Source organism: Acuticoccus sp. (genome assembly GCF_965213555.1).
GTDB lineage: Bacteria > Pseudomonadota > Alphaproteobacteria > Rhizobiales > Amorphaceae > Acuticoccus.
The window spans coordinates 1,987,144-2,012,611 of record NZ_OZ243890.1 but is presented as its reverse complement, the minus strand read 5'-3'; the positions used below and the strand labels follow the sequence as shown (position 1 = coordinate 2,012,611).

The following is a 25,468-nucleotide window of genomic DNA, read 5'->3' as shown; positions in this document are numbered from 1 at the left end:
GATGCTCTACGACGTCGCCATCCGTGTGACCTACGACTTCGATACGGCCGCCTCGGCCACGCGCAACGTCGTGCGCCTCTTGCCCGCGGACGTGGCCGGCGAGCAGCGCCTCGTCGCCGGACACCTCGAGGTCAGTCCGCCACCGGACGAGCGGATCGACCGGACGGACTTCTTCGGCAACGGCGCCGTTGAAGTCGCCTTCCGCACGCCCCACCGGACGCTGTCGTTCGCGGCGCTGTGCCGGATCGATCGCCCAGAGCGCGGGCCGCGGCTCGACGTGTCGCCGCCGCCCTCCGCGCTGGCGTTGGCGCTGCGGACGATGCGCAGCCTCGGCGCCCGCTCGCCGCACCACTTCGCGGGGTCCTCGCGCCGCGTCGTCCCGTCGGCCGCGATCACCGAGTACGCGCGGTCGGTGACGTCCGGCGCCTTGAGCGCGGTGGAGGCCGTCGAGACCGTCGGCGCGGCCGTCCATCGGGATTGGCGCTACGATCCGGGCGCGACCACCGTCGAGACGCCGACGCTGGAGGCGTTCGACGCGCGCCACGGCGTGTGCCAGGACTTCGCGCACATCATGATCGCGGCGCTGCGCGGGCTCGGCATCCCGGCCGGCTACGTGTCGGGCTGCCTGCGAACAAACCCTCCGCCCGGGCGGCCGCGCTTGGAGGGCGCGGACGCCATGCACGCGTGGGTGACCGCCTGGTGCGGCCCGGGCACCGGCTGGGTGGACTACGACCCGACGAACGCGGTCTTCGCCTCCGCCGACCACATCGTCATCGCCCGCGGACGAGACTACGCGGACGTCGCGCCGGTGCGCGGCGTCATGCGCACGTCGGGATCGCACACAAGCCGTCAGGAGGTGGACGTTGTCCCAGTCGGCTGACGGCTCGCCTCACCGCTCATGCGCACCCGCCCGTCCGCCCCCGCGGTCCACAGGACGACCCCGTCCCCGGTCCGCGCGGCGTTGACGGTGAACGTCGCGCCGTCGATCAGCGGCGCGACTCCGCGGTAGGCGAACGTCGCCGGCGTCCCATCGAGCGCTAGCGCGGCGAGCTGGACGAGGAGCGTCGCCTGCAAGGGGCCATGCACGACGAGGCCCGGGTAGCCCTCCTCTTTCGTCACGTAGTCCCGGTCGTAGTGGATGCGGTGGCCGTTGAACGTCAGCGCCGAGTAGCGGAACAGGAGGAGCGGCGTCGCATCCACCTCGCGGACCTCGTCGGCCCCGTGTGACGGCTCAGGACCCTGCGGCTGCCGCGCGTCCGGCGGCGCCGCATCGCGGTAGACGATGTCCTGCCGGTCCGTGAGCGCCGTGCCGCGGTCGGTCTTGTAAGCATGGCGCACGGTGACGAACACAAGCCGGCCGGAGCGGCCCTCCTTGGCTGCGACGTCCTCGATGGTGGACCGCCGCGTCACCACGTCCCCGACGCGCAGCGGCGCGTGGAACGCGATCTCGCCGCCGGCCCACATGCGTCGCGGCAGCGGAACCGGCGGCAGGAAGCCGCCGCGTGCGGGGTGCCCGTCCGGCCCGGTCGCCCCGTTCGGCACGGTGGCTGGTGCGAGGCACCAGTGCAGGCACAGCGGCGCCTCATCGCCGTCGGCGAACGTCTCCTCCCGGTCGAGCATCGCCGCGAACCCGTCCGCAAGGCGCACGGAGAGGACGTCGTGCGCCTCGTCGGTCCGGCCGACCCACGACTTGAGGTGCTCGAGGTCCATCGGCTCGCCCATGATGTCCCTCAGTAGGATCGAGGCAGGCCGAGCGTGTGCTCGGCGAGGTAGGACAGGATGAGGTTGGTCGAGATCGGCGCCACCTGGTAGAGCCGCGTTTCTCGGAACTTGCGCTCCACGTCGTACTCCTCCGCGAAGCCGAAGCCGCCGTGGGTCTGCACGCAGGCCTCGGCGGCCTCCCAGGAGGCGTCGGCGGCGAGCATCTTGGCCATGTTCGCCTCCTCGCCGCACGGCTCGTCCGCCTCGAACAGCTCGGCCGCGCGCGCCACCATCAGCTCGGCCGCGCGCATGTGCGCGTAGGCCTTGGCGATGGGAAATTGGATGCCCTGGTTCTTGCCGATGGGCGCGCCGAACACCACGCGCTCCTTGGCGTAGGCGCTCGCCCTGTCGATGAACCACTTGGCGTCGCCGATGCACTCAGCGGCGATCAGGATGCGCTCCGCGTTCATGCCGGACAGGATGTAGCGGAAGCCGCGGCCCTCCTCGCCGATGAGGTTCTCCGCCGGCACCTTCACGTTGTCGAAGAAGATCTCCGTGGTGGCGTGGTTCATCATCGTGCGGATGGGGCGGATGGTCAGCCCGTCGTTCAGCGCCTCGCGCATGTCGAGGAGGAAGATGGACAGGCCGTCGGTGCGCTTCGCGGCCTCCTCCCGCGGGGTGGTGCGCGCAAGGAGCAGCATGAGGTCGCTGTACTGCGCCCGCGAGGTCCAGATCTTCTGGCCGTTGACCACGTAGTGGTCGCCGTCGCGCCGCGCCGTCGTCTTCAGCGACGTGGTGTCCGTGCCGCTGGTCGGCTCGGTGACGCCGAACGCCTGGAGGCGCAGCTCGCCGGACGCGATCTTCGGCAGGTACGCCTGCTTCTGTGCCTCCGAGCCGTGCCGCAGCAGCGCGCCCATGATGTACATCTGCGCGTGGCACGCGCCGCCGTTGCCGCCCTGGCGCTGCACCTCCTCGAGGATCGCGCAGGCGGCCGACAGCGGCAGCCCCGAGCCGCCGTACTCCTCGGGGATCAGCGCGGCGAGGTAGCCCGCCTCGCCCAGCGCGCCGACGAACTTGTCCGGGTAGGCCATCTCGCGGTCGAGCTCGCGCCAGTACTCGCCCGGGAACTCGGCGCACAGGCGCGCCACCTCATCGCGGATCTCGGGCCAGGCTTCGTGTCGTCCCATGGGTCTCCCTCGGCTCGTGGATGCCATGCCTAGCACGCGCCGGACCGGCGCGAGAACCGCGGTTGCCGCCCCGCTCGGCCCCATGCGACTGTGCCGCGCCAACGGGAAGCGCCGCATGACCCAGCCCATCGACGACCTCTCGGGCCTCCTCGTCGTCGCGGTCGAGCAGGCGGTGGCGGCGCCCTATGCGTCGAGCCGGCTCGCCGAGGCGGGGGCGCGGGTCGTGAAGGTCGAGCGACCCGAGGGCGACTTCGCGCGGGGCTACGACACCGCGGTGAACGGCGCGAGCGCGTACTTCGTCTGGCTGAACCGGGGCAAGGAGTCCGTCTGCCTCGATCTCAAGGCGGCGGACGACCGCGCCGTGCTGGAGGCCCTCGTCGCCGACGCGGACGTCCTCATCGAGAACCTGTTGCCCGGCGCCATGGCCCGCCTTGGCCTAGCACCGGCCGATCTGCGCGAGCGCCACCCGCGGCTCATCACGTGCTCCATCTCGGGCTACGGGGAGGATGGGCCGCTCGCCCACCTCAAGGCCTACGACCTCCTCGTGCAGGCCGAAAGCGGGCTCGCCGCCATCACCGGCGCGCCAGAGGGGCCGGGCCGCGTCGGCGTGTCGGTGTGCGACATCGCCGCCGGGATGACGGCGCTCAGCGCGATCCTCCAGGCGCTCTACGCCCGCGAGCGGACCGGCGAGGGTCGGCACATCGCCGTCTCGCTCTACCATGCGCTCGCGGACTGGATGAACGTGCCCTACCTCCAGCACGTCTACGGCGGCCGAACGCCGCGCCGCAGCGGGCTCGCGCACCCCTCCATCGCCCCCTACGGCGCGTTCGACTGCCGCGACGGCGCGATCCTCATCGCCGTGCAGAACGAGCGCGAGTGGGTGCGCCTGTGCGCCGAGGTCCTCGGCCGACCCGACATCGCGACGGATCCGCGCTTCGCATCGAACCCGGCGCGGGTCGCGAACCGCGCCGCCATGGAGGCGATCGTCGCGAGCGTCTTCGCCGCGGCGGACCGCGCGACCATGGCGCGGCGCCTCGAGGCGGCCGGCATCGCCTACGGTCGCCTCTCGACCATGGACGACGTCGCGAGCCACCCGCAGAACAGGTTCGTGACGGTCGACACCCCGTCCGGCCCGGCGAGAATGCTCGCCCCCGGCTACACCGTCGCCGGCCGCGCCCACCGCCCCGGCCCGGTCCCTGAGCTCGGCGGCCACACCGAGGCGATCCGAGCCGCATACGCCAGGACCAACGCCTGAACCCTCCATGTTCCTTTGGAGAGTCGGGACCCTGTCATGCCTCCGGTCGTTCCTCCGGAGCCGTCATGCGCACGCCATCGCCCGAGCGGCTGGTCGGGTCATCCGAAGGACCGGAACGCAGTGGAGGAACCGCGCAGCGGTTTGACGCGTCCAGCCGCTCGGGCGACCCTCGCGGCATGATGGACCGGGGACCCACGCGCTCTCAAAGGAAGATCGGGTTTGTCCACGCCGTCGAGCCGTCGTGCGCCACGGCGACCACGCGGCACCAGTCGCCGCGGAACGGCGCCGTCGACAACCGCGCTGCGGAGAAGTTCGCCCCGTAGGCGCCGGCGTTGGCGGTCGCCACGCGGCTGCCGCGACCGACGGCTGCCATAAAGCCCACCTCGGACGCCTCGACGACCAGATCATCGCCGTCGAGCGCCACCGCGTGGAGCGAGGGACCCGTGGACGAGTAGCTGAGGCCCTCCCGCATCGCCTCGACCAGGACGTCCGCCTCGCTCGTGTCGGCCTTCACCATGATCCAGGCGCGGCCGTGGTCGGCGATCTTGAAGTGCGCGTCGTCGGTCGCGTAGCCGGTCAGGTGCGTGTGCCCGTCGTTCAGCAGCATGTCGTGGAAGGCGACGCCGTCGCCCCGTGCGGTCTCGAACGCGGAGGACGTGTTGTAGAGTTCTACGGCGTGGGCATGGGGCGCCATCGCGCGCCCGTCCTCCAGCGTCAGCGACGACCATTGGGGATGGGCGATCCCGACGAACGCGCCGCCGGCGTTGGCGCGGGCGGCCAGCGCCTCGCCGGTCTCGCCGCGCTCGGTGGGGGCGAAGTCGTCGGGCAGCCCGACGGCGAGGATGTGCCACACCTCCCCTTGCGAGTTGCGCCCGGCGTGGACCTCGGCGCCGAGGATCGTCGTGAAGCGGTTGGTGCGGTGCGGCCGCGTGTCGGTGACCGGCCAGCCGTAGCGCGACAGGAAGTGGTCCGACAGGCACAGGAAGTCGTAGCCCGCGTCGCGGTAGAACGCGCACACGTCCGCCGGGTCGCGCGCCCCGTCCGAGCGCGTCGAGTGCGTGTGCAGGTTGCCCTTGTGAAAGCGTCCGCCCTTCGCGAACGCGTCGAGACCGTTCGGCATCGCGCTCCTCCGTTGCGCCGGAGCTAGCGCCGCCGGGTTGCAGCCGCGTGACGCTCAGCCGGCCGCCATCGCCGACAGGCGCAGCCCCGTGGAGAGGGCATCGGGGTCGGTGTGGAGGTGGAGGACCGCCGGGCGACCCGACGCCACCGCCTCGTCGAAGGCGTCCGCGAACGTCGCCCCGTCGCGCACCGTCGCGCCGAAACCGCCGTAGGCCTCGGCCCAGCGCGCGAAGTCGGGGTTCTTGAGCTGGGTGCCGGACGGACGGCCCGGGTAGTGCCTCTCCTGGTGCATGCGGATCGTACCGTACATGCCGTTGTCGGCGATGATCGTCACCACCGCGGCGCCGGTCTGCATGGCGGTCCCGAACTCCTGGCACGTCATCTGGAAGCAGCCGTCACCGGCGAAGGCGACGACCGTGCGGTCCGGGTGGCGCAGCTTGGCGGCGATCGCCGCCGGCAGCCCGTACCCCATGGAGCCCGACGTCGGCGCGAGCTGCGTGCGCCAGGACTTGTACTGGTAGTACCGGTGCACCCAGCCGCAGTAGTTGCCGGCCCCGTTGGTCACGATGGCGTCTTCGGGAAGCGTCCGCGACAGGTGGGCGACGACCTCCTCCAGCTTGACCGAGCCCGGCGTCTCCTTCGGCCTCACCCAAGCCTCGTAGCCCTCACGTGCCGCGCGGGTCCACGCGCCCCATGGGGTCGGCCCCCCGGGCCAGGCTGCCGCCAGCGCGGCGATGAACGGGCCCGAGGCGGACACAATGGGCAGGTCCGCACGGTAGACCCGGCCGATCTCGTCGCCGGCGGGGTAGACGTGGACCAGCGTCTGGACCGGCTCGGGCACCTCGAACAGCGTGTAGGCCTGGGTCGTCATCTCGCCGAGGCGGGCGCCGACGACGAGGACGACGTCAGCCTCGCTCACCACCTTCTTGAGCGACGGGCTGATCGCGACGCCCATGTCGCCGACGGCCTGCGGAACTCGGTTGTCGATGTAGTCCTGGCAGCGCAGCGTGCAGGCGACCGGGATGTCCGATGCCGCGGCGAACGCCGCGAGCGTCCGCGCCGTCTCGTCCGACCATCCCGGTCCGCCGACCGCCACGAGCGGCCGCTCGGCGCCACGCAACATGTCCACCACCCGGCGCACCAAGCCGTCAGAGGGCTCGGCGACGGCGGGGTTCGACGGCGGCGCGGTCGCGACGCTCGCCTCGGACGACAGCATCGTCTCGGGCAGCGCGAGGACGACGGGGCCCGGCCGGCCGCCCATCGCGGTGTGGAAGGCGTGGCTGACGTACTCGGGGATGCGCTCCGGCGTCTCGATCTGCGCCACCCACTTGGCGAGGGGGGCGTACATGCGCCGGTAGTCGACCTCCTGGAAGGCCTCGCGGTCCATCATGTCGGAGCCCACTTGGCCGACGAACAGCACCATGGGCGTGGAGTCCTGGAACGCGACGTGGACGCCGGAGGAGGCGTTGGTGGCGCCCGGCCCGCGGGTGACGAAGGCGATGCCGGGGCGGCCGGTGAGCTTGCCGTCCGCCTCCGCCATCATCGTCGCGCCGCCCTCCTGGCGGCAGTTGACCACGTCGACGCCCGACGCATGGAGCCCGTCGAGGGCGGCGAGGAAGCTCTCGCCGGGGACGTGGAAGACGCGGTCGACGCCCTCCGCCTTGAGCTGGTCGACGAGGATCTGTCCGCCGTGTCGCATGTCACTCCGCCGCTTCGACTTGAGGGGTGGGGGCGCGCGAGGGCAGCGCCGTGAGGGGTCGGCCGAACGCGGGGCCGACGGCAAGGTCGACGCCCAGCCGACCGAGGAGCGCCGCGGTCGCCTCATCGGCGACGCCGTCAACCATGACCTTGGCGTCGAGCGCCTTGGCGAGGCCGACGAGCGCCTTGAAGAGCGCCGTGGAGCGTCCCTCGCCGAGCCGCAGGAGCGACGGGTCGAACCGAACGCCCTCCACGGACAGCCGGGCGAGATGCGCGGGCGCCGTGGCGCGGCGGCCGAAGTCCACGATCCACACCGCGGCGCCGACGTCGCCCAGGCGGCCGATGAGCTGCGTCGCGAACTCCGGGTTGTCGGTGACCACGCTCTCGGGAATGCCGAGCCGCAGGGCGCCCGGGTCGAGCCGTGCCCGTGCCATCATCGTCTTCACATCGCCGACGAGCTCGGGACGGAACGCCTCGACGACCGGAAGCGGCAGCAGGAGGCTCGTCGTTGCGCCCTCGGCGCGCCACTGCCCGAGCGTCTGCGCGCAGCGGTCGAGGGTCGCGAGCGACATGTGCACCGCCAGGCCCTCGAGCGCGGCGACGGCGAGAAGCTCGGGCCAGGCGAGCGGTCCCTGCAGCGGGTGGTGCCAGGACGGCACCGCCTCGTAGCCCTCCGTCGCGCCGGACGCGAGGTCGCGCACCGGGCGGAACTCGAGCTTGACCTTGTCCTCGGCAACGGCGCGCTTGAGGTCGCGGGCCAGCGAGCGCCCGGACATGTTGAGCCGACGCAACACGGGGTCGAACACCTCGCCGCGGTCGCCGCCCTGGCGCTTGGCGCGGCGCAGGGCGAGCTCGGCGTTGTCGAGGATCTCCGCCGCGTTCTCCGCCTTGAGGTCGATGCCGGCGACGCCGATCGAGGCGGCGACGACGATCTCGCTTTCGGCGAACGGGATCGGGCCCGCTACCGTCTGGCGGATCCGGTCGCACAGGTCGTCGAGCTTGCCGGGATCGGCGTAGACGAGCAGGCCGAAGGAGTCGCCGCCGAGCCGCGCCACGCTGTCGTGGCGCCGCAGGATCCGGCCGAGCCGCCGCGCCATGGTGAGGAGCACCGAGTCGCCCACCGACTGGCCGTGCAGGTCGTTGATCTCGGCGAAGTTGTCCGGGTTGACGACGCACACGAACAGCCGCTGCGCCGTCGTCTCGTTGGACCACGCGCGCGCCATCTCGATGCGATCGAGGAACAGCGCGCGGTTCGGCAGACCGGTCAGGTTGTCGTAGACGCTGTCATGTAGCAGCCGTTCCTCCGCGGTCTTGACCTCGGTCACGTCGTTCAGCGTGCCGACGCAGCGGATGATCTCCCCGTCCGTGCCGATGACCGGGCGAGCACGCAGGCGCAGCCAGCGGAAGTGCCCGTCCACGCCGCGGAAGCGGAACGTGTCGTTGATGCGCCCGCGCCGGTGCTCGACCGTGGCGTCGAGGCTGCTGCGGAACCGGTCGCGATCCTGCGGATGGATGACGGCGAGCCAGTCCTGCGGGGGGCCCTGCAGCGCGCCGGGCTCGAAGCCGAGGCGGGCCTCCGCCTCGGCGCTGCACGCGATGTGGTCGCGCTCCACGTCCCAGTCCCACACGAAGTCGCCTGAGCCCGCGAGGGCGAGGACATCCCTCTCCACCGTGCGGGCCAGCGACGGCGCCAGCGAGGTGCCTGCGAAGGCGTGCTGCATCACCGTAAAGCCGATGAGGAGGACGAGGAGCACGAGCCCGCCGTTCAGCGCCGGCTGCACGAAGTCGTTGTCGATCCTCCCGGTGACCGTCAGTCCGGCGCCGGCGATCCAGGCGACGAGCAGGATCCACGTGGGCAGGAGCATGACGGCTCGGTCGTTGCCGCGCACGGCGCCGACGAGGATCGCGACGAGCCCCGCGCCGGCGACCACGGGGAGCGCGTGGCGGGCGATCGCCGCGGTGAGCGCCGGATCGTTCAGCGCGAGCCAGCCGGCGCCGAGGGTCAACGGCAGCAACGTGATGAGCGCCGCCCTGTTGCGGAACCGCCAGCGGGTCATTTGCAGGTAGGCGAGCAGGAAGCCGGTCAGCGAGATCACGAGCATCGCCTCCGCGAAGCCGCGGAACGTCGCCGCGGAGGTGACGCGCGCCGACAGGACGGCGGACAGGAACGCGAAATCGATGAGGACGTAGCCGAACGCGACCCAGGCGAGAACGGCCGCGGACGCGAACGTCACCGTCCCCTTGATGACGAACATGACGAGGAAGAACAGCGCCATCAGCCCGGCGATGCCGACGACGATGCCCTTGAACAGCGTGTAGGCGTTGTGGCTGTCGCGGTACGCCTCGGGCTCCCACAGGCGCAGCATCGGCAGGTTCGGCGTCGTGAGCTCGAGCACGTACGTCACCGTCGCGCCGGGATCGAGCGTCAGGCGGAAGACGTCCGCCTCCGCGCTCGTCACCCGCTGGGGTGGGAAGCCCTCCGAGGGGGTGACGGCCGCGACGCGCACGGCGCCGAGGTCGGGAACGGCGACGCCCGAGCCCGGCAGGCGATGGTGCGGGGCGACGAGGAGGCGGTCGAGCTGCTCCTCGCCGGGGTTCTGCAGCGCGACGACGGCCCAGTGCCGCGTCGCCTCGTCCGTGGCGCGCACCTCGATGCGCTGGACGATGCCGTTGAGGTCGGGGGCGGTGGAGACCTTCAGGTTCCCGGGCTGGTCGGGGTAGACCTGCACCGCCGGCGCAAGGTCGCGCACCGGTCCGTCGCCCACGGGCACCGCCTGGAGGGCGAGCGTGGGGACGGCCCACAACGTAGCGGCAAAGGCAAGCAGCGCCCGCCTCACGAGGCCTCCCCGAGCCCTGCCGTCGGGTCGACGGTATCGCCCGACACCAGCGCGAACTGGATGTGGTCGCGCCACGCCCCGTTGATGCACAGGAAGCGCCGCGCGTAACCCTCCTCGGTGAAGCCGATGCGCTTCAGGAGACGGATGGACCGTTCGTTGTGCGGCAGCGTCGCGGCCTCGATGCGGTTGAGCCCCAGGGTTTGGAAGCAGAACGGGACGATGACGCGCACCGCGTCGCCCATCAGGCCGCGCCCGGCGAACTGCTCGCCCATCCAGTAGCCCAGCGAGGAGGATTGCGTGACCCCGCGCTTGACGTGGGCGAGCGTCATGCCACCGGCGAGCGCCCCGCTCGCAGCCTCGAACACGAACAGCGCGTAGCCCTCGTCGGCGCGGATCTCGCGGTGGTAGCGCCGGATCCGCCGACGGTAGGCCATCCGCGTGAGGTCGTCGCGCGGCCAGGTCGGCTCCCACGGCTTCAGGAAGTGCCGGCTCTCGGCGCGCAGCCGGCTCCACTCGGCGTAGTCGTTGGCGACGGGCATCTTCACGACCGTGCGTGCGCCCTTGAGGAGGGTGCCCTCGTTGAGCGCGGCCACGCCACGGACCGGACCGGAGCGCGGCAGCGCGCTCACGCGGCGCTCCCCGGGTCGGCGACGCCGCCGAAGCGCGCCGCGATCGCCGAGGCGTCCGGCGCCTCGCCGGGCCCGACCGTGACGAGCGTCGGCGTCGTGCGCGTCAGCGCGGACAGGAGACGCCGGACGTCCTCCCCGGTCACCGCCTCAATCTCGGCGAGGCGCTCCTCCTTGGTCCGGGCGCGGCCGAAGACGATCGCCTGCCGCGCCGCCTGCCCCATCCGGGCCGACGGGCTCTCCAGGCTCATGAGGAGGCCGGCGCGCAGCTGCGCCTTGGCGCGGGCGAGCTCCTCCTCGGTGATCGTCCCGATCGCGCCTTCGAGCTCATCGAGCGTCACCGCAGCGGCCTCGAGCACGGTGTCCGGCGACGTCGCGAGGTGGACCGCGAAGACGCCGGTCTCGGCGAACGCCCAGTGGAAGGCGGAGGTGTCGTAGACGAGACCACGCTCCTCCCGCAGCGCCTGGAAGAGGCGCGAGGACAGCCCCCCGCCCACCACCATCGCGGCGAGCTGGGCGGCGACGGCGTCGTCGTGGCGCGCGCCGCGCCCCTCGAAGCCGAGGATGAGCTGGCACTCGGATGCGTCCTCGTCCGCCTCTGCCGCGACGCCGCCGGTGTAGCTCGCGCGCGAGGCAGCCGGCGCGCGGCGCGACGGCACGCGCTCGAAGGCGCGGGCGGCCGCATCGACGAACGCCGCGTGATCGACCCGCCCCGCAGCGACCACCGTCATCGCCGGGGCGGTGTAGTGCGCCTCAAAGAAGGTTCGCAGCGCATCCGCGCTCACCGCGCCCACGGAGGCGCGCGTGCCGAGGATGCGCCGACCCAGCGGCTGTCCGCGGAAGGCGGCCTCAGGCAGCGCATCGAAGGCGCGGTCCTCCGGCACGTCCTCCGCCGCGCCGATCTCCTGCAGGATGACGTTGCGCTCGCGCTCCACCTCCGCAGGGGCGAACGCCGGCTCGGTCAGGATGTCCGCGAAGATGTCGAGGGCAAGCGGCAGGTCCTCGGCGAGCATGCGCGCGTGGTAGGCCGTGGTCTCGACGCTGGTGGCGGCGTTGATGTCACCGCCGACGCCCTCGATGGCCTCAGAGATCGCCCTCGCCGAGCGGTGCGCCGTGCCCTTGAACGCCATGTGCTCCATGAAGTGGGCGACGCCATGTTCGCCCTCGGCCTCGGAGCGCGTGCCGGTCTCCACCCACACGCCGACTGCCACGGAGTCGACGTGCGCCATGGTGTCGGTCACCACCGACAGCCCGGACGGCAGGCGCGTGACGCGGCTCATGCCGCGACCGCCCGGGCGCGCTCCAGGATGACGTCCGCCACGGCGCGCACGTCCGCCGCGACGCGGCTCGAGCGCTCGGGATCCGACATCGCCCGGGCGAGGCGCTCGGGGCGCGCCGGGCGCACGCCGCAGCCGGCCTCCACCACGTCGGGGAACTTGGCAGGGTGCGCGGTGGCGAGCGTCACCATGGGGACGCCCGCGGGCAGCGTCACCTCGGCCGCGGCCTTGAGGCCCACGGCGGTGTGCGGGTCGACCACGAGGCCCGTCGCGGCGTAGGTCTCGCCGATGACGCGCTGCGTGTCGGCGTCGTCGGCCCGGCCCGAGGCGAACAGCGTGCGCATCCCGCGCTGCTCGTCCGCGGTGAGCGCGAACCCCTCCGGGGGCCGGGCCATGCGCTCGGCGATCGAGGCGGCGTCGCGGCCCGACAGCTCGAACACGAGGCGCTCGAAGTTCGACGACACCTGGATGTCCATGGACGGCGACGCCGACGGCGCCACGCGTTCGGGCGTGTAGCGCCCGGTGCGCAGGCCGCGGTCGAGGATGTCGTTGCGGTTGGTCGCGATGACGAGGCGCTCGATGGGCAGCCCCATGCGGTGGGCGACGTAGCCTGCCAGGACGTCGCCGAAGTTGCCCGTCGGCACCGCGAACGCCACGCGCCGGTGCGGCGCACCGAGCGCCAGCGCGGCGAACACGTAGTACGACACCTGCGCCGCGACGCGCGCCCAGTTTATCGAGTTGACCCCCCCCATGGCGACGCGCGCGTTGAACTCGCGGTCGACGAACAGCGCCTTGACGATGCGCTGGCAGTCGTCGAAGTCGCCGTCGACGGCGAGGGTGTGGACGTTGTCGTCGGCGATGGTCGTCATCTGCCGCCGCTGCACCTCGCTCACCCGCCCGTCGGGGTAGAGGATGACGAGGTCGATCGCGGCGCGCCCGCGGAACGCGTCGGCCGCCGCCGCGCCGGTGTCGCCGGAGGTCGCCGTCACGATGGTCGCCCGCCGCCCGCGCTCGGTGAGGATGCGGTCCATCAGGCGCGCCAGGGTCTGCATGGCGACGTCCTTGAAGGCGAGCGTCGGCCCGTGGAACAGCTCGAGCACAAACGCGCTCGGGCCGATCTGGACGAGCGGCGTGCGGGCGGGATGGGCGAAGGTCCCCATCGCGGCACCGATGTCGGCTGACAGCGCCGCGTCGCCGAGCTCGCCGCCCGTGAAGCGCGACAGCACCGCCTCCGCCACCACCTCGAAGGGCTGCCCCACGAGGGCGGAGAGCGTCGCGGTGGAGAGCGTCGGGTACGCCTCGGGCACGAAGAGGCCGCCGTCGGGGGCCAGCCCCGTCAAGGTGGCGTCGCAGAAGCCGAGGCGCGTCGCCGAGCCGCGTGTGGAGATGTAACGCACCGAACCCTTCCTCCGCCGCGCCGTCACAAGCCGGTGAGCGGCCGACGTGTCAACCGCGGGTCCTCACGCGTGGCCCGCCGCCGAGGACAGGACGCGCGGGTCGAACCCAAGCTTCTTTACCGCCCGCTCGTACTTGTTGTCGGCATCGGGGTCGAACAGCAGTGCGTGGTCCGCGGTGCAGTGCAGCCAGCCGTTGCCCGCGATCTCCGCCTCGAGCTGGCCCGGCGCCCACCCGGCGTAACCGAGCGCGAGGAGCGCCTGGGACGGGCCGGAGCCGTGCGCGATGGCCCGCAGGATCTCCACCGTCGCGGTCAGGCACACGTCGTTGCCCGCGACCAAGGTCGCCTCCTTCAAGACGAAGTCCGACGTATGCAGGACGAAGCCGCGTCCCGTCTCCACCGGACCCCCGTTGTGCACAGCGACGTTGCGGGCCGCCGGAGGGAGGCGGATGGCGTCCTCCTGATCCACCACGCCGAGCTGCGTCAGGAGATCGACGAACGACACGTTCCTGGCAGGCTTGTTGACGATGATCCCCATCGCCCCCTCCTCGGAGTGGGCGCACAGGAAGATGACGGCACGGTCGAAGCGTTGGTCACCCATCTGGGGCATCGCGATGAGGCACTGGCCCTCGAGGTAGCCCTCCGTCAGCGTGCTGTCCGTTCGCTCCATACCCGCCTCCTGGTGCGGCCAAGCCGCCCTGTGACGCCGCGGTCACGTTAGCACAGCGCTCGCAAGGATGAAGCCGATCCGGGCGCGCGGGGGTGGCGAGGCTCGCCGCACCTGCTACATCGCAGGGCAACAGTCGGAGACGCTTCCCATGCCCATCGCCATCGGCGAGACGCTGCCTGACGCCACCTTCAAGGTCATGACGACCGACGGCCCGTCCGAGGTCACCACCGAGCGGCTCACCCGCGGCCGGCGCATCGTCCTGTTCGGAGTTCCCGGCGCCTTCACCCCCACCTGCAACAACACTCACCTCCCTGGGTTCCTCGACAACATCGACGCAATCCGCGCCAAGGGGATCGACGAGGTCGCCGTCATCGCGGTCAACGACATGTTCGTCATGGACGCCTGGGCGAAGTCCTCCGGTGGGCACGGCAAGATCACCTTCCTCGCCGACGGCTCGGCGACGTTCACCCGCGCCATCGGTCTCGACGTCGACGCGTCGGGCTTCGGCATGGGCGTGCGCTCGAGGCGCTACTCGCTGCTCGCCGACGACGGGGTGGTGAAGATCCTCAACGTCGAGGAGGGTCCTGGGACGACCGAGCGATCTGGCGCCGACGCCATGATGCCGCACCTTTGACGGGGCGACCCCCGCCGCCGGGCACGCTCGCCGGCGCCTATGGTCCCTCCTCCACCGAGGAGACGCGGGCGTTCTACGAGGGCTGGGCGGACGGCTACGAGGCCGACACCCTCGGCGAGGGATTTCGAGTGCCGCTCCTCGCATCGGCGTTCCTGGCGCGGCATGCACCGCCGGACGCAGGCCCGGTGCTCGACGCGGCCTGCGGCACGGGCCTCGTCGGCGACGCGCTCCGCCTGCTCGGGTACGCGCCGCTCGCTGGGTGCGACCTGTCGCCCGCCATGCTCGCCCGGGCGAGGGCACGCGGCGTCTACGACGCGCTCGCCGAGGCGAACCTCACGGCGCTGCCCTACGGGGCCGACGCGTTCGCGACGACCGCGTGCGCCGGCGCCTTCGGTCCCGGCCACGCGCCGCCCGCAGCGCTCGGCGAGCTCGTCCGTGTAACGCGACCCGGCGGCGTCGTCGCCTTCAACGTTCGTGCCGACACGTGGCAGGACCAGGGCTTCGCGGCGGCCATCGACGACCTGTCCCAGCATGGCGCCTGGCGCGAGGTGGACCGCTCGCCGACGTTCCCGGTCTACCTGCTCAACGACCTCGACCTTTCCGCGATCCTGTTCGTCTTCCGCATCGCTTGAGGCTACGAGGCCGTCGTCCGCGCACGGATCGAGGCAGCGACCCTCGTGGGGGTGCGATCCGCCCCCGCCCTGTTCGACGACCCCGACCCTTCGGCACCTCGCGTCGTTTTCCGGCCTCGCCGGAGGCGCGGGTCGGGTCGCTCGCGCCAGCGCCCGCAGACGCTGCGTGTGGGGCAGCGCTGGGCGATCTGACGGAACCGGCACGGTCGAGCGTCAGCCGGGACCCGATCGGGCTCGGGTGGTCGGATCGTTCCGGCAAGGCGGTTTACGCGCGCATCTGGCGAAGGGCTACGACACCAAATGTCGTGCCGCTCCGCCACCTTCCGGACGAGGGAGCGTCCGCGGTGTCACGACCAAGGATTGGCCGCGGCGCTGGTCCCGTCGACGACGGGTGCGGCCTTCCCCGGTGCGGTGCCGATCTTGGCACCGGCGGCGACGCTCGGCGGAGATGGACCGCGCCCCCGAACAAGGTCGCCGGCGCTTGCGGCGCGATCGAAGCTGCCGGTGCCGCTCGATCCCGAGCCATGGGGCGGGTCATCGGTGGAGTGAGGGGCCGCTCTGCAGGGGCACGCGCCGGCGACGAACGCTGCACACCACCGCAGCTCCATGCATTCGGCTCCTCCAGCCAGTGCCGGCGATCGCTCGACGATCCGCAACATCGACGCTCGTGGGCAAGGTGCCGCAACCGTGCAGCGAGGCGATCGCCCGGCTTCACCTGCGTCCCAGGTCGCCGTGTCCAGCGACCTCGGCGCGTCCGCCTTCCGGCGTCCCCCCCACCCTGTGCAGCGCCGGACGTCGGCGCTTTGGCGAGAGGCCACCTGCGACGCAAGGGTCGGCGAGCTGCGGGACCGTCCGGCGTTGATCCATCTCGCTGCCCCACTCAACGGTCGTCCGCGGCGCATGGGGCACGACGGTCCGGTCGCTGACGGGTGGAACTCAAGCGGTGGCGGCGCTAATGAGAACCATGAGGGCGCACCTGGAAGGCGTGCACGAGGCTCGGCGAAGGGCATCTTGGGGCACGGCTCGCCTTGGTGCCGCGGGCGCCCACGGCCCCATCGGCCGACGAACGGTGAACCCCAGAACGGCCGCACGGACGCGCCCGCCGCCCAGGCCCGTACCATGACCGAGACGACATGACCGAGATCACGGCGGACCAGCCCGTCCGCGACTACGCCAAGACGCTGTTCCTGCCGCGCACGGAGTTCCCGATGCGGGCGGGGCTACCCAAGCGCGAGCCCGAGTGGCTCGCCGAGTGGGCGCGGACGGAGCTCTACCGGCGCGTGCGCGAGGCGAGCGCGGGCCGCGAAAGGTTCATCCTCCACGACGGTCCGCCCTACGCCAACGGCCACATCCACATCGGCACCGCGCTCAACAAGATCCTGAAGGACTTCGTGGTGCGCTCGCACCAGATGCTCGGCTACGACGCGAACTACGTGCCCGGCTGGGACTGCCACGGCCTGCCCATCGAGTGGAAGGTGGAGGAGGCGTTCCGCGCGGCGGGCCGGGCCAAGGACGCGGTGCCGGTCAACGACTTCCGCCGCGAGTGCCGCGAGTTCGCGACGCACTGGCTGGGCGTGCAGGCCGAGGAGTTCCAGCGCCTCGGGGTGATGGGCGACTTCGCGGACCCCTACCGCACCATGAGCTTCGTCGCCGAGGCCGCCATCGCCGGCGAGCTCCTGAAGTTCGCCGCGACCGGCCAGCTCTACCGCGGCTCCAAGCCGGTGATGTGGTCGGTGGTGGAGCGCACCGCGCTCGCCGAGGCCGAGGTCGAGTACCAGGACTACGTGAGCGACACGGTGTACGTGGCGTTCCCGCTCGAGCGGACGCACCCGACCAACCGCGCAACCCTAGCATCTGGGGAACGTGTCGAAGCGAACGTCGTGTCCGGTCGCGATTGCAGCACCGATGAAGGTTTGGGTCCGCCGGTCGACGCGGGGCGGGCCAATCTGCACACCACTGCAAGCGACCTGCAGATCGCTGCCAGCGACCTCGTCGACCGCAACGCCGCCATCGTCATCTGGACCACGACCCCGTGGACCCTGCCGGGCAACCGGGCCATCGCCTACTCCTCGACGGTCGACTACGGCCTGTACGAGGTCGGCGCCGTCGAGTCCCTTCCCGACGGCCAACCGCCTTGGGCGAAGGCGGGCGAGCGATACGTCATCGCCGATGCGCTAGCGCAAGGCGTGATGGACGCCGCAAGGGTCTCCTCGTTCACCCGCTTGGCAACCGTACCCAACGAGGCCTTCGCCGGGCTTGTCGCCGCGCACCCGCTGCGCGGACGTGATGCGGGCTACGGCTTCGACGTCCCGCTCCTCGCCGGCGACCACGTCACCGACGAGGCGGGCACGGGCTTCGTCCACACCGCGCCGAGCCACGGCGTGGAGGACTTCGAGGTCTGGACCCAAGCGACGCGCGACCTCCAGGCGGCCGGCATCGACCCCACGATCCCCCATCCGGTCGGTCCCGACGGGCGCTTCACCGCCGACGCGCCGAGCTTCGAGGGCCGCACCGTCATCACCGACGAGGGCGGGAAGGGCGACGCCAACGAGGCTGTCATCGCGGCCTTGCGCGAGGCTGGCGTGCTGGTGGCGCGCGGGCGGCTGAAGCACCAGTACCCGCACTCCTGGCGCTCCAAGAAGCCCGTGATCTACCGCAACACGCCGCAGTGGTTCATCGCCATGGACCGCGACCTCGGCGACGGGACCACGCTGCGCTCGCGCGCCCTCGACGCCATCGCGGCGACCGACTTCGTGCCGCCGTCGGGGCGCAACCGGCTGCGCGGCATGATCGAGCACCGGCCGGACTGGGTCGTTTCGCGCCAGCGGGCCTGGGGTGTGCCGATCGCCGTGTTCGTGCATCACGAGACGGGCGAGCTGCTCATCGACGAGGCGGTCAACGCGCGCATATTAGAAGCGTTCGAGGCGGAGGGCGCCGACGCCTGGTTCGCCGAGGGCGCCGCGGCGCGCTTCCTCGGCGAAGACCACGATCCGTCGGACTACGAGAAGGTTGACGACATCCTCGACGTCTGGTTCGACTCGGGGTGCACCCACGCCTTCTGCCTCGAGGAGCGCGACGACCTCGCCTGGCCGGCGGACGTCTACTTGGAGGGCTCCGACCAGCACCGTGGCTGGTTCCAGTCCTCGCTCCTGGAGGCCTGCGGCACGCGCGGACGGGCGCCGTACAAGGCCGTCGTCACCCACGGCTTCACGATGGCCGAGGACGGGCGCAAGATGTCGAAGTCGCTGGGCAACACCATCGCGCCGCAGGACGTCATCGGTGAGTACGGCGCCGACATCCTGCGGCTCTGGGTGGCGACGCAGGACGTCACCGACGACCAGCGCATCGGCGCCGAGATCCTTAAGGGCGTCGCGGACTCCTACCGCAAGCTGCGCAACTCGATCCGCTGGATGCTCGGCAACCTTGCCCACGACGACGGTGCCCCGCTCGACGTCGCGACGGCGCCCGAGCTCGAGCGGCTGATGCTGCACCGCCTGGCGGTGCTGTCTGATGAGGTCCGCGACGCCTACCGCCGCTTCGACACCAGCCACGTGGCCCACACGCTGATGGCGTTCGCCAACACCGAGCTGTCGGCGTTCTACTTCGACATCCGCAAGGACACGCTGTACTGCGACGCGCCGTCGAGCCCGCGGCGGCGGGCCGCGCTCGGGACCGTGCGCCACCTCTTCGAGGCGCTGGTGACATGGCTCGCGCCGCTCCTGCCGTTCACCATGGAAGAGGCGTGGCGCGCCCGGGGCGGCGAGGGCTCGGTGCACCTCGAGGCGTTCGCTGAAGCGGACCCGGCGTGGCGCGACGACGCGCTCGCCGCACGCTGGGAGACGGTGCGCCGGGTGCGCCGCGTCGTCACCGGCGCGCTGGAGGTGGAGCGGCGCGAGAAGCGCATCGGCTCCTCGCTGGAGGCGCACCCGGTGGTGTGGATCGCCGACGACGCGACCCGGGCCATCGTCGAGGCCGTCGACTTCGCGGACGTCGTCATCGCCTCGGCGATCACCATCGACGGCGGTGCGCCGGCGTCGGCGGCGTTCACGCTGCCCGAGGTCCCGGGCGTTGCCGTGCGCGTCGACCGCGCCGACGGCCAGCGGTGCGCCCGATCCTGGAAGGTCTCGCCGGACGTCGGCTCCGACCCGCGGTACCCCGACCTGTCGCCCCGAGACGCCGCTGCCATGGCGGAGATCGACGGCGCGTGAGCGCCGCGACGACGCCGGCGGAGCGGGCAGCGACGAGCCGCGTCGCCGGCGTCGCCCTCGCCCTCGCCGTGTTCGCGGCGGACCAGGCCAGCAAGGCGTGGGTCCTCGCGCTCGACCTGTCGCAGGGTCCCCTCAAGGTGTTGCCGGTGCTGGACATCACGCTCGTATGGAACCGCGGCATCAGCTACGGGCTCCTGCAGCAGGACGGCACCGGGCGCTGGCTCCTCGTCGCCTTCACCGTGGTCGCCACCCTCCTTCTGGCAGCCTGGCTGTGGCGGGCGCAGAGCGGGCTGGTGCGCCTCGCGGTCGGCGGCATCATCGGCGGCGCCCTCGGCAACCTCGTCGACCGCACGCTCTACGGCGCGGTGGTGGACTTCGTGCACCTCCACTGGCGCACCTTTTCCTGGTACGTGTTCAACGTCGCGGACGCCGCGATCGTCCTCGGCGTCGTTGCTCTTCTCGGCGACGCGCTGCTGACCCGACGCGCCGAATGAGCGGTACGAACCAGGGTGTTGCAGGCTTGCACCACCCTGGCCTGACCCTGGCGCCGAACGCGTGCCGCGGTTGACTCGCGCGCGGGCGCGGCGCGATGGCTGATGCGGGGGCAAGCGCCCCAAGTGGAGTGCCGTCATGGTCCGTTCCGTCCTCGCCGTCGTGTGCCTCGCGCTCGTCCTGTCGGGCTGCAACACGGCGTACAACTACTTCGAGGAGGAGCCCGACCCCATGGAGGAGAGGCCGGCCACCGCGTTCGGCGCGCTCCTCACCATGGGCGGCGTCGTCGAGAACCGGCGGCCCATCGAGCATCAGCCGCGCGCGCCGCTCGCGCTGCCGAGCTCCACGGACCAGCTGCCGAACCCAGTGGACCAGTCCGCCGCCGAGGCTGCGGTGGACTTCCCCGAGGACCACGACGTGCAGCGCCGGCGCGAGCGCATTGAGGCGAGCGCTGCGATCGCCGAGCTCGACGCGACGCTCGAGAAGCGTGGGGGCCGCGCCCTGCCCGGTGAGATCCCCGAGCAGGACGGCGGCCTCGGCCAAGCCCCGAAGGAAAGCATCGCCGAGATGGCGCGCGACCCGTTCGAGCGGCTGACGCGCCAGGAGATGAAGGTCACCATCAAGGCTGGCGGCCAGCGCACGGGCATGCTGGCGGACGATGGGACGGCCGCGCCGCGTGCCTCGCTCATCCAGCCGCCGAGCACCTTCCGCACGCCGGCGGAGTCGGCGGCGCTTCCCGAGCCGAAGGAGATCGAGAACTCCGAGTGGGCACGCAAGCGGCTCTACGCCAAGGAGGAGGACCCCGGCGCGCGTAAGATCAAGCAATAGCTTACCAAGAGTTCAGTGGTGGCCGGCCGGCGCGCGGACTACGACCGCGGCATGACCCACGACAAGGTGCGCCATGCCGCTTCGATCGACGCTCGCCGCCATCGCCGTGACGGCGCTGATTGCCGCTGCGCCACTCGCGCCCGCCGAGGCTGACCCCGTGGACCTCGGCGAGCTCACCATCGCCCCGGACGCGACGAGCTTCACCCTCGACAACGGCCTCGAAGTCATCGTCATCCCCGATCGGCGCGCGCCCATCGTGACGCACATGATCTGGTACCGTGTCGGCTCGGCGGACGAGCCGGGCGGCAAGTCCGGCATCGCGCACTTCCTCGAGCACCTGATGTTCAAGGGGACCGAGGCGAACCCGGCTGGGCTTTTCTCGCGTACCGTCTCGCAGCTCGGGGGAAGGGAGAACGCGTTCACCTCCAACGACTACACCGCTTACTTCCAGCAGGTCGCCAGGGAGCACCTCGCGACCATGATGGCGTTCGAGGCGGACCGCATGCGCGGCCTCCAGCTCACCGAGGACATCGCCGCGCCGGAGCGCGACGTGGTGCTCGAGGAGCGGCGAATGCGCGTCGACACGCGCCCATCCTCGGAGCTCAGCGAGGCGGTGGACGCCGCGCTGTTCGTCAATCACCCCTACGGCGACCCGGTGATCGGCTGGCCGGACGAGGTCTCGGCACTGAACGCTGCCGACGCTATGGATTTCTACAACGCGCACTACCGGCCGGGGAACGCCGTCCTGGTGGTCGCCGGCGACGTCAGCGTGAACGAGATCCGCGAGATCGCCGAGGCCACCTACGGCTCGGTCCAAGACGCGCGCGGGCCGATGGCGCGCTCGCGCCCCAAGGCGCAGCAGCTGCGCGCCGACCGCGTGGTGGAGCTGCGCGACCCGCGCGTCGAGCAGTCCACAACGCAGGTCTCTTGGATCGTGCCGAGCTACGCGACGGCGGAGCCCGGTGATGCTGAGGCCCTCGACGTCCTCGCCGAGATCCTTGGCGGGAACAACACGAGCCGGCTCTACACCGCGCTGGTGCGTGAGGAGGGGCTCGCGACGTCGGCCGGCAGCTGGTACCAGTCGAGCGCGGTCGACGACACGCGGTACGTGTTCTACGCGACGCCGGTGGACGGGGTCGATCTCGAGACGCTGGAGGACCGCGGCCGCGCCATCATCGCGGACGTCGCGATGAACGGCGTCACCGAGGAGGAGCTCAGGCGGGCCAAGACCAACCTCCTCGCGAGCGTGATCTTCGCCCAGGACAGCCAGTCCTCGCTCGCGCGCATCTTCGGTGCGTCGGTCACCACGGGCTCCACCCTGGAGGACGTGAAGGCTTGGCCCTCGCGCATCTCCGCGGTCACCGCCGAGGAGGTCCAACGGGCCGCGCAGACGTACCTGACCAACCGCGGCAGCGTCACCGGGCGCCTGCTGCAGGCGAGCGCTGCGACGGCGTCGGCCTCGGCGGCAGCGTCGACGACCGCCGACGTCGTGCAGTGAAGGGGAGCACAATGCGCCTTGTTCGTCGCGCCTTCGCGGCAGGCTTCGTCCTCGCGACCACCATCGGGAGCGCCAGCGCCATCGACATCCAGGAAGTGACGAGCCCCGGCGGCATCCACGCCTGGCTCGTGTCGGACGACACCGTGCCGCTCGTCGCGATGGACTTCGCGTTCGCCGGCGCGGGCGCCGCGCAGGACCCGACCGGCAAGGCGGGACGCGCCAACCTGTTGTCGACCATGCTCGACGAGGGCGCGGCCGACCTCGACTCGGTGGCCTTTCAGACCGCGCTGCGCGACGACGCCGTGCGCCTCAGCTTCGAGCCCTCGCGCGACCACTTCTACGGCAACGTCAGCGTCATCTCGTCGAACCTCGACCGTGGCATGGACCTGCTCGCGATGGCGCTCACCGAGCCGCGCTTCGACGAGGAGGCGATCAGCCGCATGAGGGCGTCGATCACCGCGAACCTGCGCCGCGAGCAGAACGACCCCGACACCATCGCCTCGCACCTGTGGTCCGCCACCGCGTTCCCGAACCATCCCTACGGGACGCCGAGCAACGGCACCCTGGAGAGCGTCGCCGGCCTCGGCAGTGACGACCTCGCGGCGGCGCACTCTGCGGGCTTCGCCAAGGACAACCTCGTGGTCGCCGTCGTCGGCGATGTGGACGCTGCGACGCTGGGGCCGATGCTCGACCGCGCCTTCGGCGACCTGCCGGACGCCGCGGACCTCACGCCGGTCGCGGACGTGGAGCCCGCCGTCGGGGCGACCGCCGTCGAGGCGCTGGAGACGCCGCAGACCGCGATCCGCTTCGGCGGTCCTGGCCTTGCCCGCGACGACCCGGACTTCATCCCGGCCTACGTGATGAACCACATCCTCGGCGGCGGCTCGTTCTCGTCATGGCTCTTCGAGGAGGTGCGTGAGAAGCGTGGCCTCGCCTACTCGGTGTACTCCTACGTCGCCCCGTTCGACCACAGCGCGATCTTCGGCGGCGGCACCGCCACGCGCAACGACCGTGCCGAGGAGGCCGTGGCGGTGATCCTCGAGCAGATCGGCCGCATGGCGAGCGAGGGTCCGACCGAGGAGGAGCTCGGCGAGGCAAAGGCGTACCTCACCGGCTCCTACGCGCTGCGCTTCGGCTCCTCGAGCTCCACCGCGCGCCAGCTCCTCGCGATCCAGCTCGACGACCTTGGCATCGGCTACATCGACGAGCGCAACGACCTCGTCGAGGCGGTGACGCTCGACGACGTGCGCCGCTCCGCAGCCCGCATCCTCGGCGAGGGGAAGCCGACCTTCGCGCTGGTCGGCCCTCCCGCCGGCTGACCTTGTGGCGGGCTTGCATGGTAATGGACCGGACGGCTCGCCTGCGGCATTGATCGTCCATGGACGAGGATCAGAGCGAGCTGATGGATCGCCTCGCGGCGCTGCGTGAGCAGCATCGCGACCTCGATGCGGCCGTCGAGGCGCTGGAGGCCGCCGGCTCCACGGACCTCCTGCAGATCAAGCGGCTGAAGAAGCGCAAGCTCCAGCTCAAGGACGAGATCCGCGTCCTCGCCGCCCAAGTACTGCCGGACATCATCGCATGACGGACGGGACCGCACCGGCCGCGCCGGTCGCCATCGTGATGGGCAGCCGGTCGGACTGGGCGACCATGCGCCACGCGGCGGACACGCTCGGCGGGCTCGCCGTGCCCCACGACGCGCTCGTCGTGTCCGCCCACCGCACGCCGCGCCGGCTCTACGAGTTCGCCGAGGGCGCGTCGGCGCGAGGCGTGCGCGTCGTCGTCGCCGGCGCGGGCGGCGCGGCGCACCTGCCGGGCATGGTCGCCGCGCTCACCACGCTGCCGGTGTTCGGCGTCCCGGTAGAGTCGCAGGCGCTCTCAGGGTGGGACAGCCTCCTGTCCATCGTGCAGATGCCGGCGGGGGTGCCGGTGGGGACCCTCGCCATCGGACGCGCCGGCGCGGTGAACGCCGCGCTCCTCGCGGCCGCGGTCCTTGCCCTTTCCGACCCTGCGCTCGACGGACGCCTCGCCGCCTGGCGCGCCGCCCGGACCGCGGGCGTCCCCGAGCGCCCCACGGACGACTCGTGAGCGTCGTCCGGCGTGTTTGGCGACGCGTGAGCGTCGTCCGGCGTGTTTGGCGACGCGCGAGCGTCGCGCGGCCTGTTTGGCGACGCGCGAGCGTCGCGCGGCGTATTGGGCGACGCGTGAGCGTCGTCCGGCCTGTGGACGACGGCGCGTGAGCGTCCTGCGGGAGGCGACGTGATGCTCGCCCCGGGCGACGCCGTCGGCATCCTGGGCGCCGGCCAACTCGGCCGCATGCTGGCGCTGGCCGCCGCGCGCCTCGGGTTCGCGACCCACGTCTTCAGCCCGGACGAGGCCGCCCCTGCGGCGGAGGTCGCCTCCCGCGCCACCGTCGCCGCCTACGACGACGCGGACGCCCTCGCGGCCTTCGCCGCGTCGGTGGCCGTGATGACCTACGAGTTCGAGAACGTGCCGGTGACCGCCGTGCGCCCGCTCGGCGACCTGGTGCGGCCCGGCCCGCGCGCCCTCGAGGTGGCTCAGGACCGGCTCGTTGAGAAGGCGTTCCTCGCCGCGTGCGGGCTCGCCGTCGCGCCCCACGCTCCGGTGGACGACCTCGCTGGGCTCGGGGCGGCGCACGCGACGCTCGGCCCCCACACGATCTTGAAGACGCGACGGCTGGGCTATGACGGCAAGGGGCAGGTCCGCGTCGGCCCTCACGCCGACCTCGCGGCGGCCTTCGCCGCCATCGGCAACGTGCCTGCCATCCTCGAAGCCGCCGTGCCGTTCGTGGCGGAGACCTCCACCGTGCTCGCTCGTGGCGCCGACGGCTCGATCGCCGCCTACGCCCACCCGCGCAACGTCCACGAGGGCGGGATCCTCCGCCGCTCCACGGTGCCCGGGCCGCTCGAGGCAACCGCGGAGGACGGCGCAGTGCGCCTCGCCACGGCCGTGGCCGAACGGCTCGGCTACGTCGGTGTGCTCGCCATCGAGTGGTTCCTCGCCGAGGACGGCGCGCTGATCGCGAACGAGATGGCGCCGCGGGTGCACAACACCGGGCACTGGACGGAGGCCGCGGCGCTCACCAGCCAGTTCGAGAACCACGTGCGCGCCATCGCGGGCTGGCCCCTCGGCTCGACCCGGCGCACCGGCGACGCGACCATGATGAACCTCATCGGTGACGAGGTGCGTGACTGGCGAAGGCACCTCGCCGTCCCCGAGGCGCGCCTCCACCTCTACGGCAAGCGCGAGGCGCGGGAGGGCCGCAAGATGGGCCACGTGACCGTCGTCGGGCAGACAATCGCCGGCGGAAGCGTCGACAGCAGCGGAACCCAGTGCTAGGTAACATGCTTCACGCCATCGCGACCGTCGCTCCCACCGCCATGGGAGCCGTG

The 25,468-nt window shown here is 71.9% G+C and carries 21 protein-coding genes; 12 read left to right on the top strand and 9 right to left on the bottom strand.

The annotated features are described in order from the left end of the window. The first annotated feature begins 1 nt into the window (after position 1). Positions 2-880, top strand: a complete 879-nt coding sequence (locus ACOOE8_RS09600) for a transglutaminase family protein (RefSeq protein ID WP_420391260.1) — start codon at positions 2-4, stop codon at positions 878-880. On the opposite strand, the gene ACOOE8_RS09595 is transcribed toward ACOOE8_RS09600, so the two are convergent. Together ACOOE8_RS09595 and ACOOE8_RS09590 are read right to left on the bottom strand one after the other, a co-directional pair. After that, the gene (locus ACOOE8_RS09595; protein ID WP_420391259.1) at positions 850-1,722 is read right to left on the bottom strand and encodes an FAS1-like dehydratase domain-containing protein; all 873 of its coding nucleotides are present in this window, start codon (positions 1,720-1,722) and stop codon (positions 850-852) included. The two genes, ACOOE8_RS09600 and ACOOE8_RS09595, sit on opposite strands and share 31 nt — an antisense overlap. Positions 1,723-1,730: 8 nt before the next feature. Then, positions 1,731-2,888 (bottom strand): acyl-CoA dehydrogenase family protein, encoded by a 1,158-nt coding sequence (locus ACOOE8_RS09590; protein ID WP_420391258.1) that lies wholly within the window; start codon positions 2,886-2,888, stop codon positions 1,731-1,733. A gap of 115 nt (positions 2,889-3,003) precedes the next feature. Between ACOOE8_RS09590 and ACOOE8_RS09585 the strand changes: the two genes are divergently transcribed. Beyond that, positions 3,004-4,143 (top strand): CaiB/BaiF CoA transferase family protein, encoded by a 1,140-nt coding sequence (locus tag ACOOE8_RS09585; RefSeq protein WP_420391257.1) that lies wholly within the window; start codon positions 3,004-3,006, stop codon positions 4,141-4,143. Between the two features lie 202 nt (positions 4,144-4,345). Here the strand turns inward: ACOOE8_RS09585 and ACOOE8_RS09580 are convergent, their stop codons facing one another. From ACOOE8_RS09580 to ACOOE8_RS09550, 7 genes are all read right to left on the bottom strand, one after another. Continuing rightward, entirely contained in the window at positions 4,346-5,263 is a 918-nt protein-coding gene (locus ACOOE8_RS09580) for a CehA/McbA family metallohydrolase (protein WP_420394581.1), read from the bottom strand. A gap of 54 nt (positions 5,264-5,317) precedes the next feature. Then, on the bottom strand, positions 5,318-6,961 hold the full coding sequence (locus ACOOE8_RS09575; protein WP_420394580.1) for a thiamine pyrophosphate-binding protein: 1,644 nt from the start codon (positions 6,959-6,961) through the stop codon (positions 5,318-5,320). A 1-nt stretch (position 6,962) separates the two neighbouring features. Further along, positions 6,963-9,797, bottom strand: coding sequence for an EAL domain-containing protein (locus ACOOE8_RS09570; protein WP_420394579.1), 2,835 nt, complete (start codon positions 9,795-9,797; stop codon positions 6,963-6,965). After that, positions 9,794-10,426, bottom strand: a complete 633-nt coding sequence (locus ACOOE8_RS09565; RefSeq protein WP_420394578.1) for a GNAT family N-acetyltransferase — start codon at positions 10,424-10,426, stop codon at positions 9,794-9,796. The genes ACOOE8_RS09570 and ACOOE8_RS09565 overlap by 4 nt, the downstream gene beginning before the upstream one ends. Next, entirely contained in the window at positions 10,423-11,703 is a 1,281-nt protein-coding gene (locus ACOOE8_RS09560; RefSeq protein WP_420394577.1) for a M16 family metallopeptidase, read from the bottom strand. The genes ACOOE8_RS09565 and ACOOE8_RS09560 overlap by 4 nt, the downstream gene beginning before the upstream one ends. Continuing rightward, the gene (gene thrC, locus ACOOE8_RS09555; RefSeq protein WP_420394576.1) at positions 11,700-13,097 is read right to left on the bottom strand and encodes a threonine synthase; all 1,398 of its coding nucleotides are present in this window, start codon (positions 13,095-13,097) and stop codon (positions 11,700-11,702) included. The genes ACOOE8_RS09560 and thrC overlap by 4 nt, the downstream gene beginning before the upstream one ends. A gap of 63 nt (positions 13,098-13,160) precedes the next feature. Next, complete coding sequence (locus ACOOE8_RS09550; protein ID WP_420394575.1) at positions 13,161-13,766, bottom strand: YqgE/AlgH family protein; 606 nt, start codon at positions 13,764-13,766, stop codon at positions 13,161-13,163. A gap of 148 nt (positions 13,767-13,914) precedes the next feature. On the opposite strand from ACOOE8_RS09550, the gene ACOOE8_RS09545 reads away from it, so the two are divergent. The 10 genes from ACOOE8_RS09545 (at position 13,915) to ACOOE8_RS09500 (ending at position 25,415) form a co-directional block, all read left to right on the top strand. Then, positions 13,915-14,400 carry a peroxiredoxin gene (locus ACOOE8_RS09545; RefSeq protein ID WP_420394574.1) on the top strand — a complete coding sequence of 162 codons (486 nt, stop codon included), beginning with the start codon at positions 13,915-13,917 and terminating at the stop codon, positions 14,398-14,400. Further along, the gene (locus tag ACOOE8_RS09540; protein ID WP_420394573.1) at positions 14,397-15,032 is read left to right on the top strand and encodes a class I SAM-dependent DNA methyltransferase; all 636 of its coding nucleotides are present in this window, start codon (positions 14,397-14,399) and stop codon (positions 15,030-15,032) included. The genes ACOOE8_RS09545 and ACOOE8_RS09540 overlap by 4 nt, the downstream gene beginning before the upstream one ends. A gap of 1,133 nt (positions 15,033-16,165) precedes the next feature. Next, positions 16,166-19,240 (top strand): isoleucine--tRNA ligase, encoded by a 3,075-nt coding sequence (ileS, locus tag ACOOE8_RS09535; protein ID WP_420394572.1) that lies wholly within the window; start codon positions 16,166-16,168, stop codon positions 19,238-19,240. Next, on the top strand, positions 19,237-19,734 hold the full coding sequence (lspA, locus tag ACOOE8_RS09530) for a signal peptidase II (RefSeq protein WP_420394571.1): 498 nt from the start codon (positions 19,237-19,239) through the stop codon (positions 19,732-19,734). The genes ileS and lspA overlap by 4 nt, the downstream gene beginning before the upstream one ends. 136 nt (positions 19,735-19,870) lie before the next feature. Continuing rightward, on the top strand, positions 19,871-20,560 hold the full coding sequence (locus ACOOE8_RS09525; RefSeq protein WP_420394570.1) for a hypothetical protein: 690 nt from the start codon (positions 19,871-19,873) through the stop codon (positions 20,558-20,560). A gap of 73 nt (positions 20,561-20,633) precedes the next feature. Beyond that, complete coding sequence (locus ACOOE8_RS09520; RefSeq protein WP_420394569.1) at positions 20,634-22,058, top strand: M16 family metallopeptidase; 1,425 nt, start codon at positions 20,634-20,636, stop codon at positions 22,056-22,058. A gap of 11 nt (positions 22,059-22,069) precedes the next feature. Next, positions 22,070-23,377, top strand: a complete 1,308-nt coding sequence (locus ACOOE8_RS09515) for a M16 family metallopeptidase (protein WP_420394568.1) — start codon at positions 22,070-22,072, stop codon at positions 23,375-23,377. 59 nt (positions 23,378-23,436) lie between these two features. After that, positions 23,437-23,640, top strand: coding sequence for a YdcH family protein (locus ACOOE8_RS09510; RefSeq protein ID WP_420394567.1), 204 nt, complete (start codon positions 23,437-23,439; stop codon positions 23,638-23,640). After that, positions 23,637-24,143: a 5-(carboxyamino)imidazole ribonucleotide mutase gene (purE, locus tag ACOOE8_RS09505; RefSeq protein ID WP_420394566.1), complete on the top strand. Its 507-nt coding sequence runs from the start codon at positions 23,637-23,639 to the stop codon at positions 24,141-24,143. Before ACOOE8_RS09510 ends, purE begins: the two co-directional genes overlap by 4 nt. A 174-nt stretch (positions 24,144-24,317) precedes the next feature. Then, positions 24,318-25,415 carry a 5-(carboxyamino)imidazole ribonucleotide synthase gene (locus tag ACOOE8_RS09500; RefSeq protein WP_420394674.1) on the top strand — a complete coding sequence of 366 codons (1,098 nt, stop codon included), beginning with the start codon at positions 24,318-24,320 and terminating at the stop codon, positions 25,413-25,415. Positions 25,416-25,468 lie beyond the last annotated feature (53 nt).

What these genes read in the sequence shown, in the direction of transcription:
- ACOOE8_RS09600 (WP_420391260.1), top strand. Translation starts at nt 2, where the DNA reads ATGCTCTACGACGTCGCCATCCGTGTGACCTACGACTTCGATACGGCC.
- ACOOE8_RS09595 (WP_420391259.1), bottom strand. Translation starts at nt 1,722, where the DNA reads ATGGGCGAGCCGATGGACCTCGAGCACCTCAAGTCGTGGGTCGGCCGG.
- ACOOE8_RS09590 (WP_420391258.1), bottom strand. Translation starts at nt 2,888, where the DNA reads ATGGGACGACACGAAGCCTGGCCCGAGATCCGCGATGAGGTGGCGCGC.
- ACOOE8_RS09585 (WP_420391257.1), top strand. Translation starts at nt 3,004, where the DNA reads ATGACCCAGCCCATCGACGACCTCTCGGGCCTCCTCGTCGTCGCGGTC.
- ACOOE8_RS09580 (WP_420394581.1), bottom strand. Translation starts at nt 5,263, where the DNA reads ATGCCGAACGGTCTCGACGCGTTCGCGAAGGGCGGACGCTTTCACAAG.
- ACOOE8_RS09575 (WP_420394580.1), bottom strand. Translation starts at nt 6,961, where the DNA reads ATGCGACACGGCGGACAGATCCTCGTCGACCAGCTCAAGGCGGAGGGC.
- ACOOE8_RS09560 (WP_420394577.1), bottom strand. Translation starts at nt 11,703, where the DNA reads ATGAGCCGCGTCACGCGCCTGCCGTCCGGGCTGTCGGTGGTGACCGAC.
- ACOOE8_RS09550 (WP_420394575.1), bottom strand. Translation starts at nt 13,766, where the DNA reads ATGGAGCGAACGGACAGCACGCTGACGGAGGGCTACCTCGAGGGCCAG.
- ACOOE8_RS09545 (WP_420394574.1), top strand. Translation starts at nt 13,915, where the DNA reads ATGCCCATCGCCATCGGCGAGACGCTGCCTGACGCCACCTTCAAGGTC.
- ileS (WP_420394572.1), top strand. Translation starts at nt 16,166, where the DNA reads ATGACCGAGATCACGGCGGACCAGCCCGTCCGCGACTACGCCAAGACG.
- ACOOE8_RS09525 (WP_420394570.1), top strand. Translation starts at nt 19,871, where the DNA reads ATGGTCCGTTCCGTCCTCGCCGTCGTGTGCCTCGCGCTCGTCCTGTCG.
- ACOOE8_RS09520 (WP_420394569.1), top strand. Translation starts at nt 20,634, where the DNA reads ATGCCGCTTCGATCGACGCTCGCCGCCATCGCCGTGACGGCGCTGATT.
- ACOOE8_RS09515 (WP_420394568.1), top strand. Translation starts at nt 22,070, where the DNA reads ATGCGCCTTGTTCGTCGCGCCTTCGCGGCAGGCTTCGTCCTCGCGACC.
- ACOOE8_RS09510 (WP_420394567.1), top strand. Translation starts at nt 23,437, where the DNA reads ATGGACGAGGATCAGAGCGAGCTGATGGATCGCCTCGCGGCGCTGCGT.
- purE (WP_420394566.1), top strand. Translation starts at nt 23,637, where the DNA reads ATGACGGACGGGACCGCACCGGCCGCGCCGGTCGCCATCGTGATGGGC.
- ACOOE8_RS09500 (WP_420394674.1), top strand. Translation starts at nt 24,318, where the DNA reads ATGCTCGCCCCGGGCGACGCCGTCGGCATCCTGGGCGCCGGCCAACTC.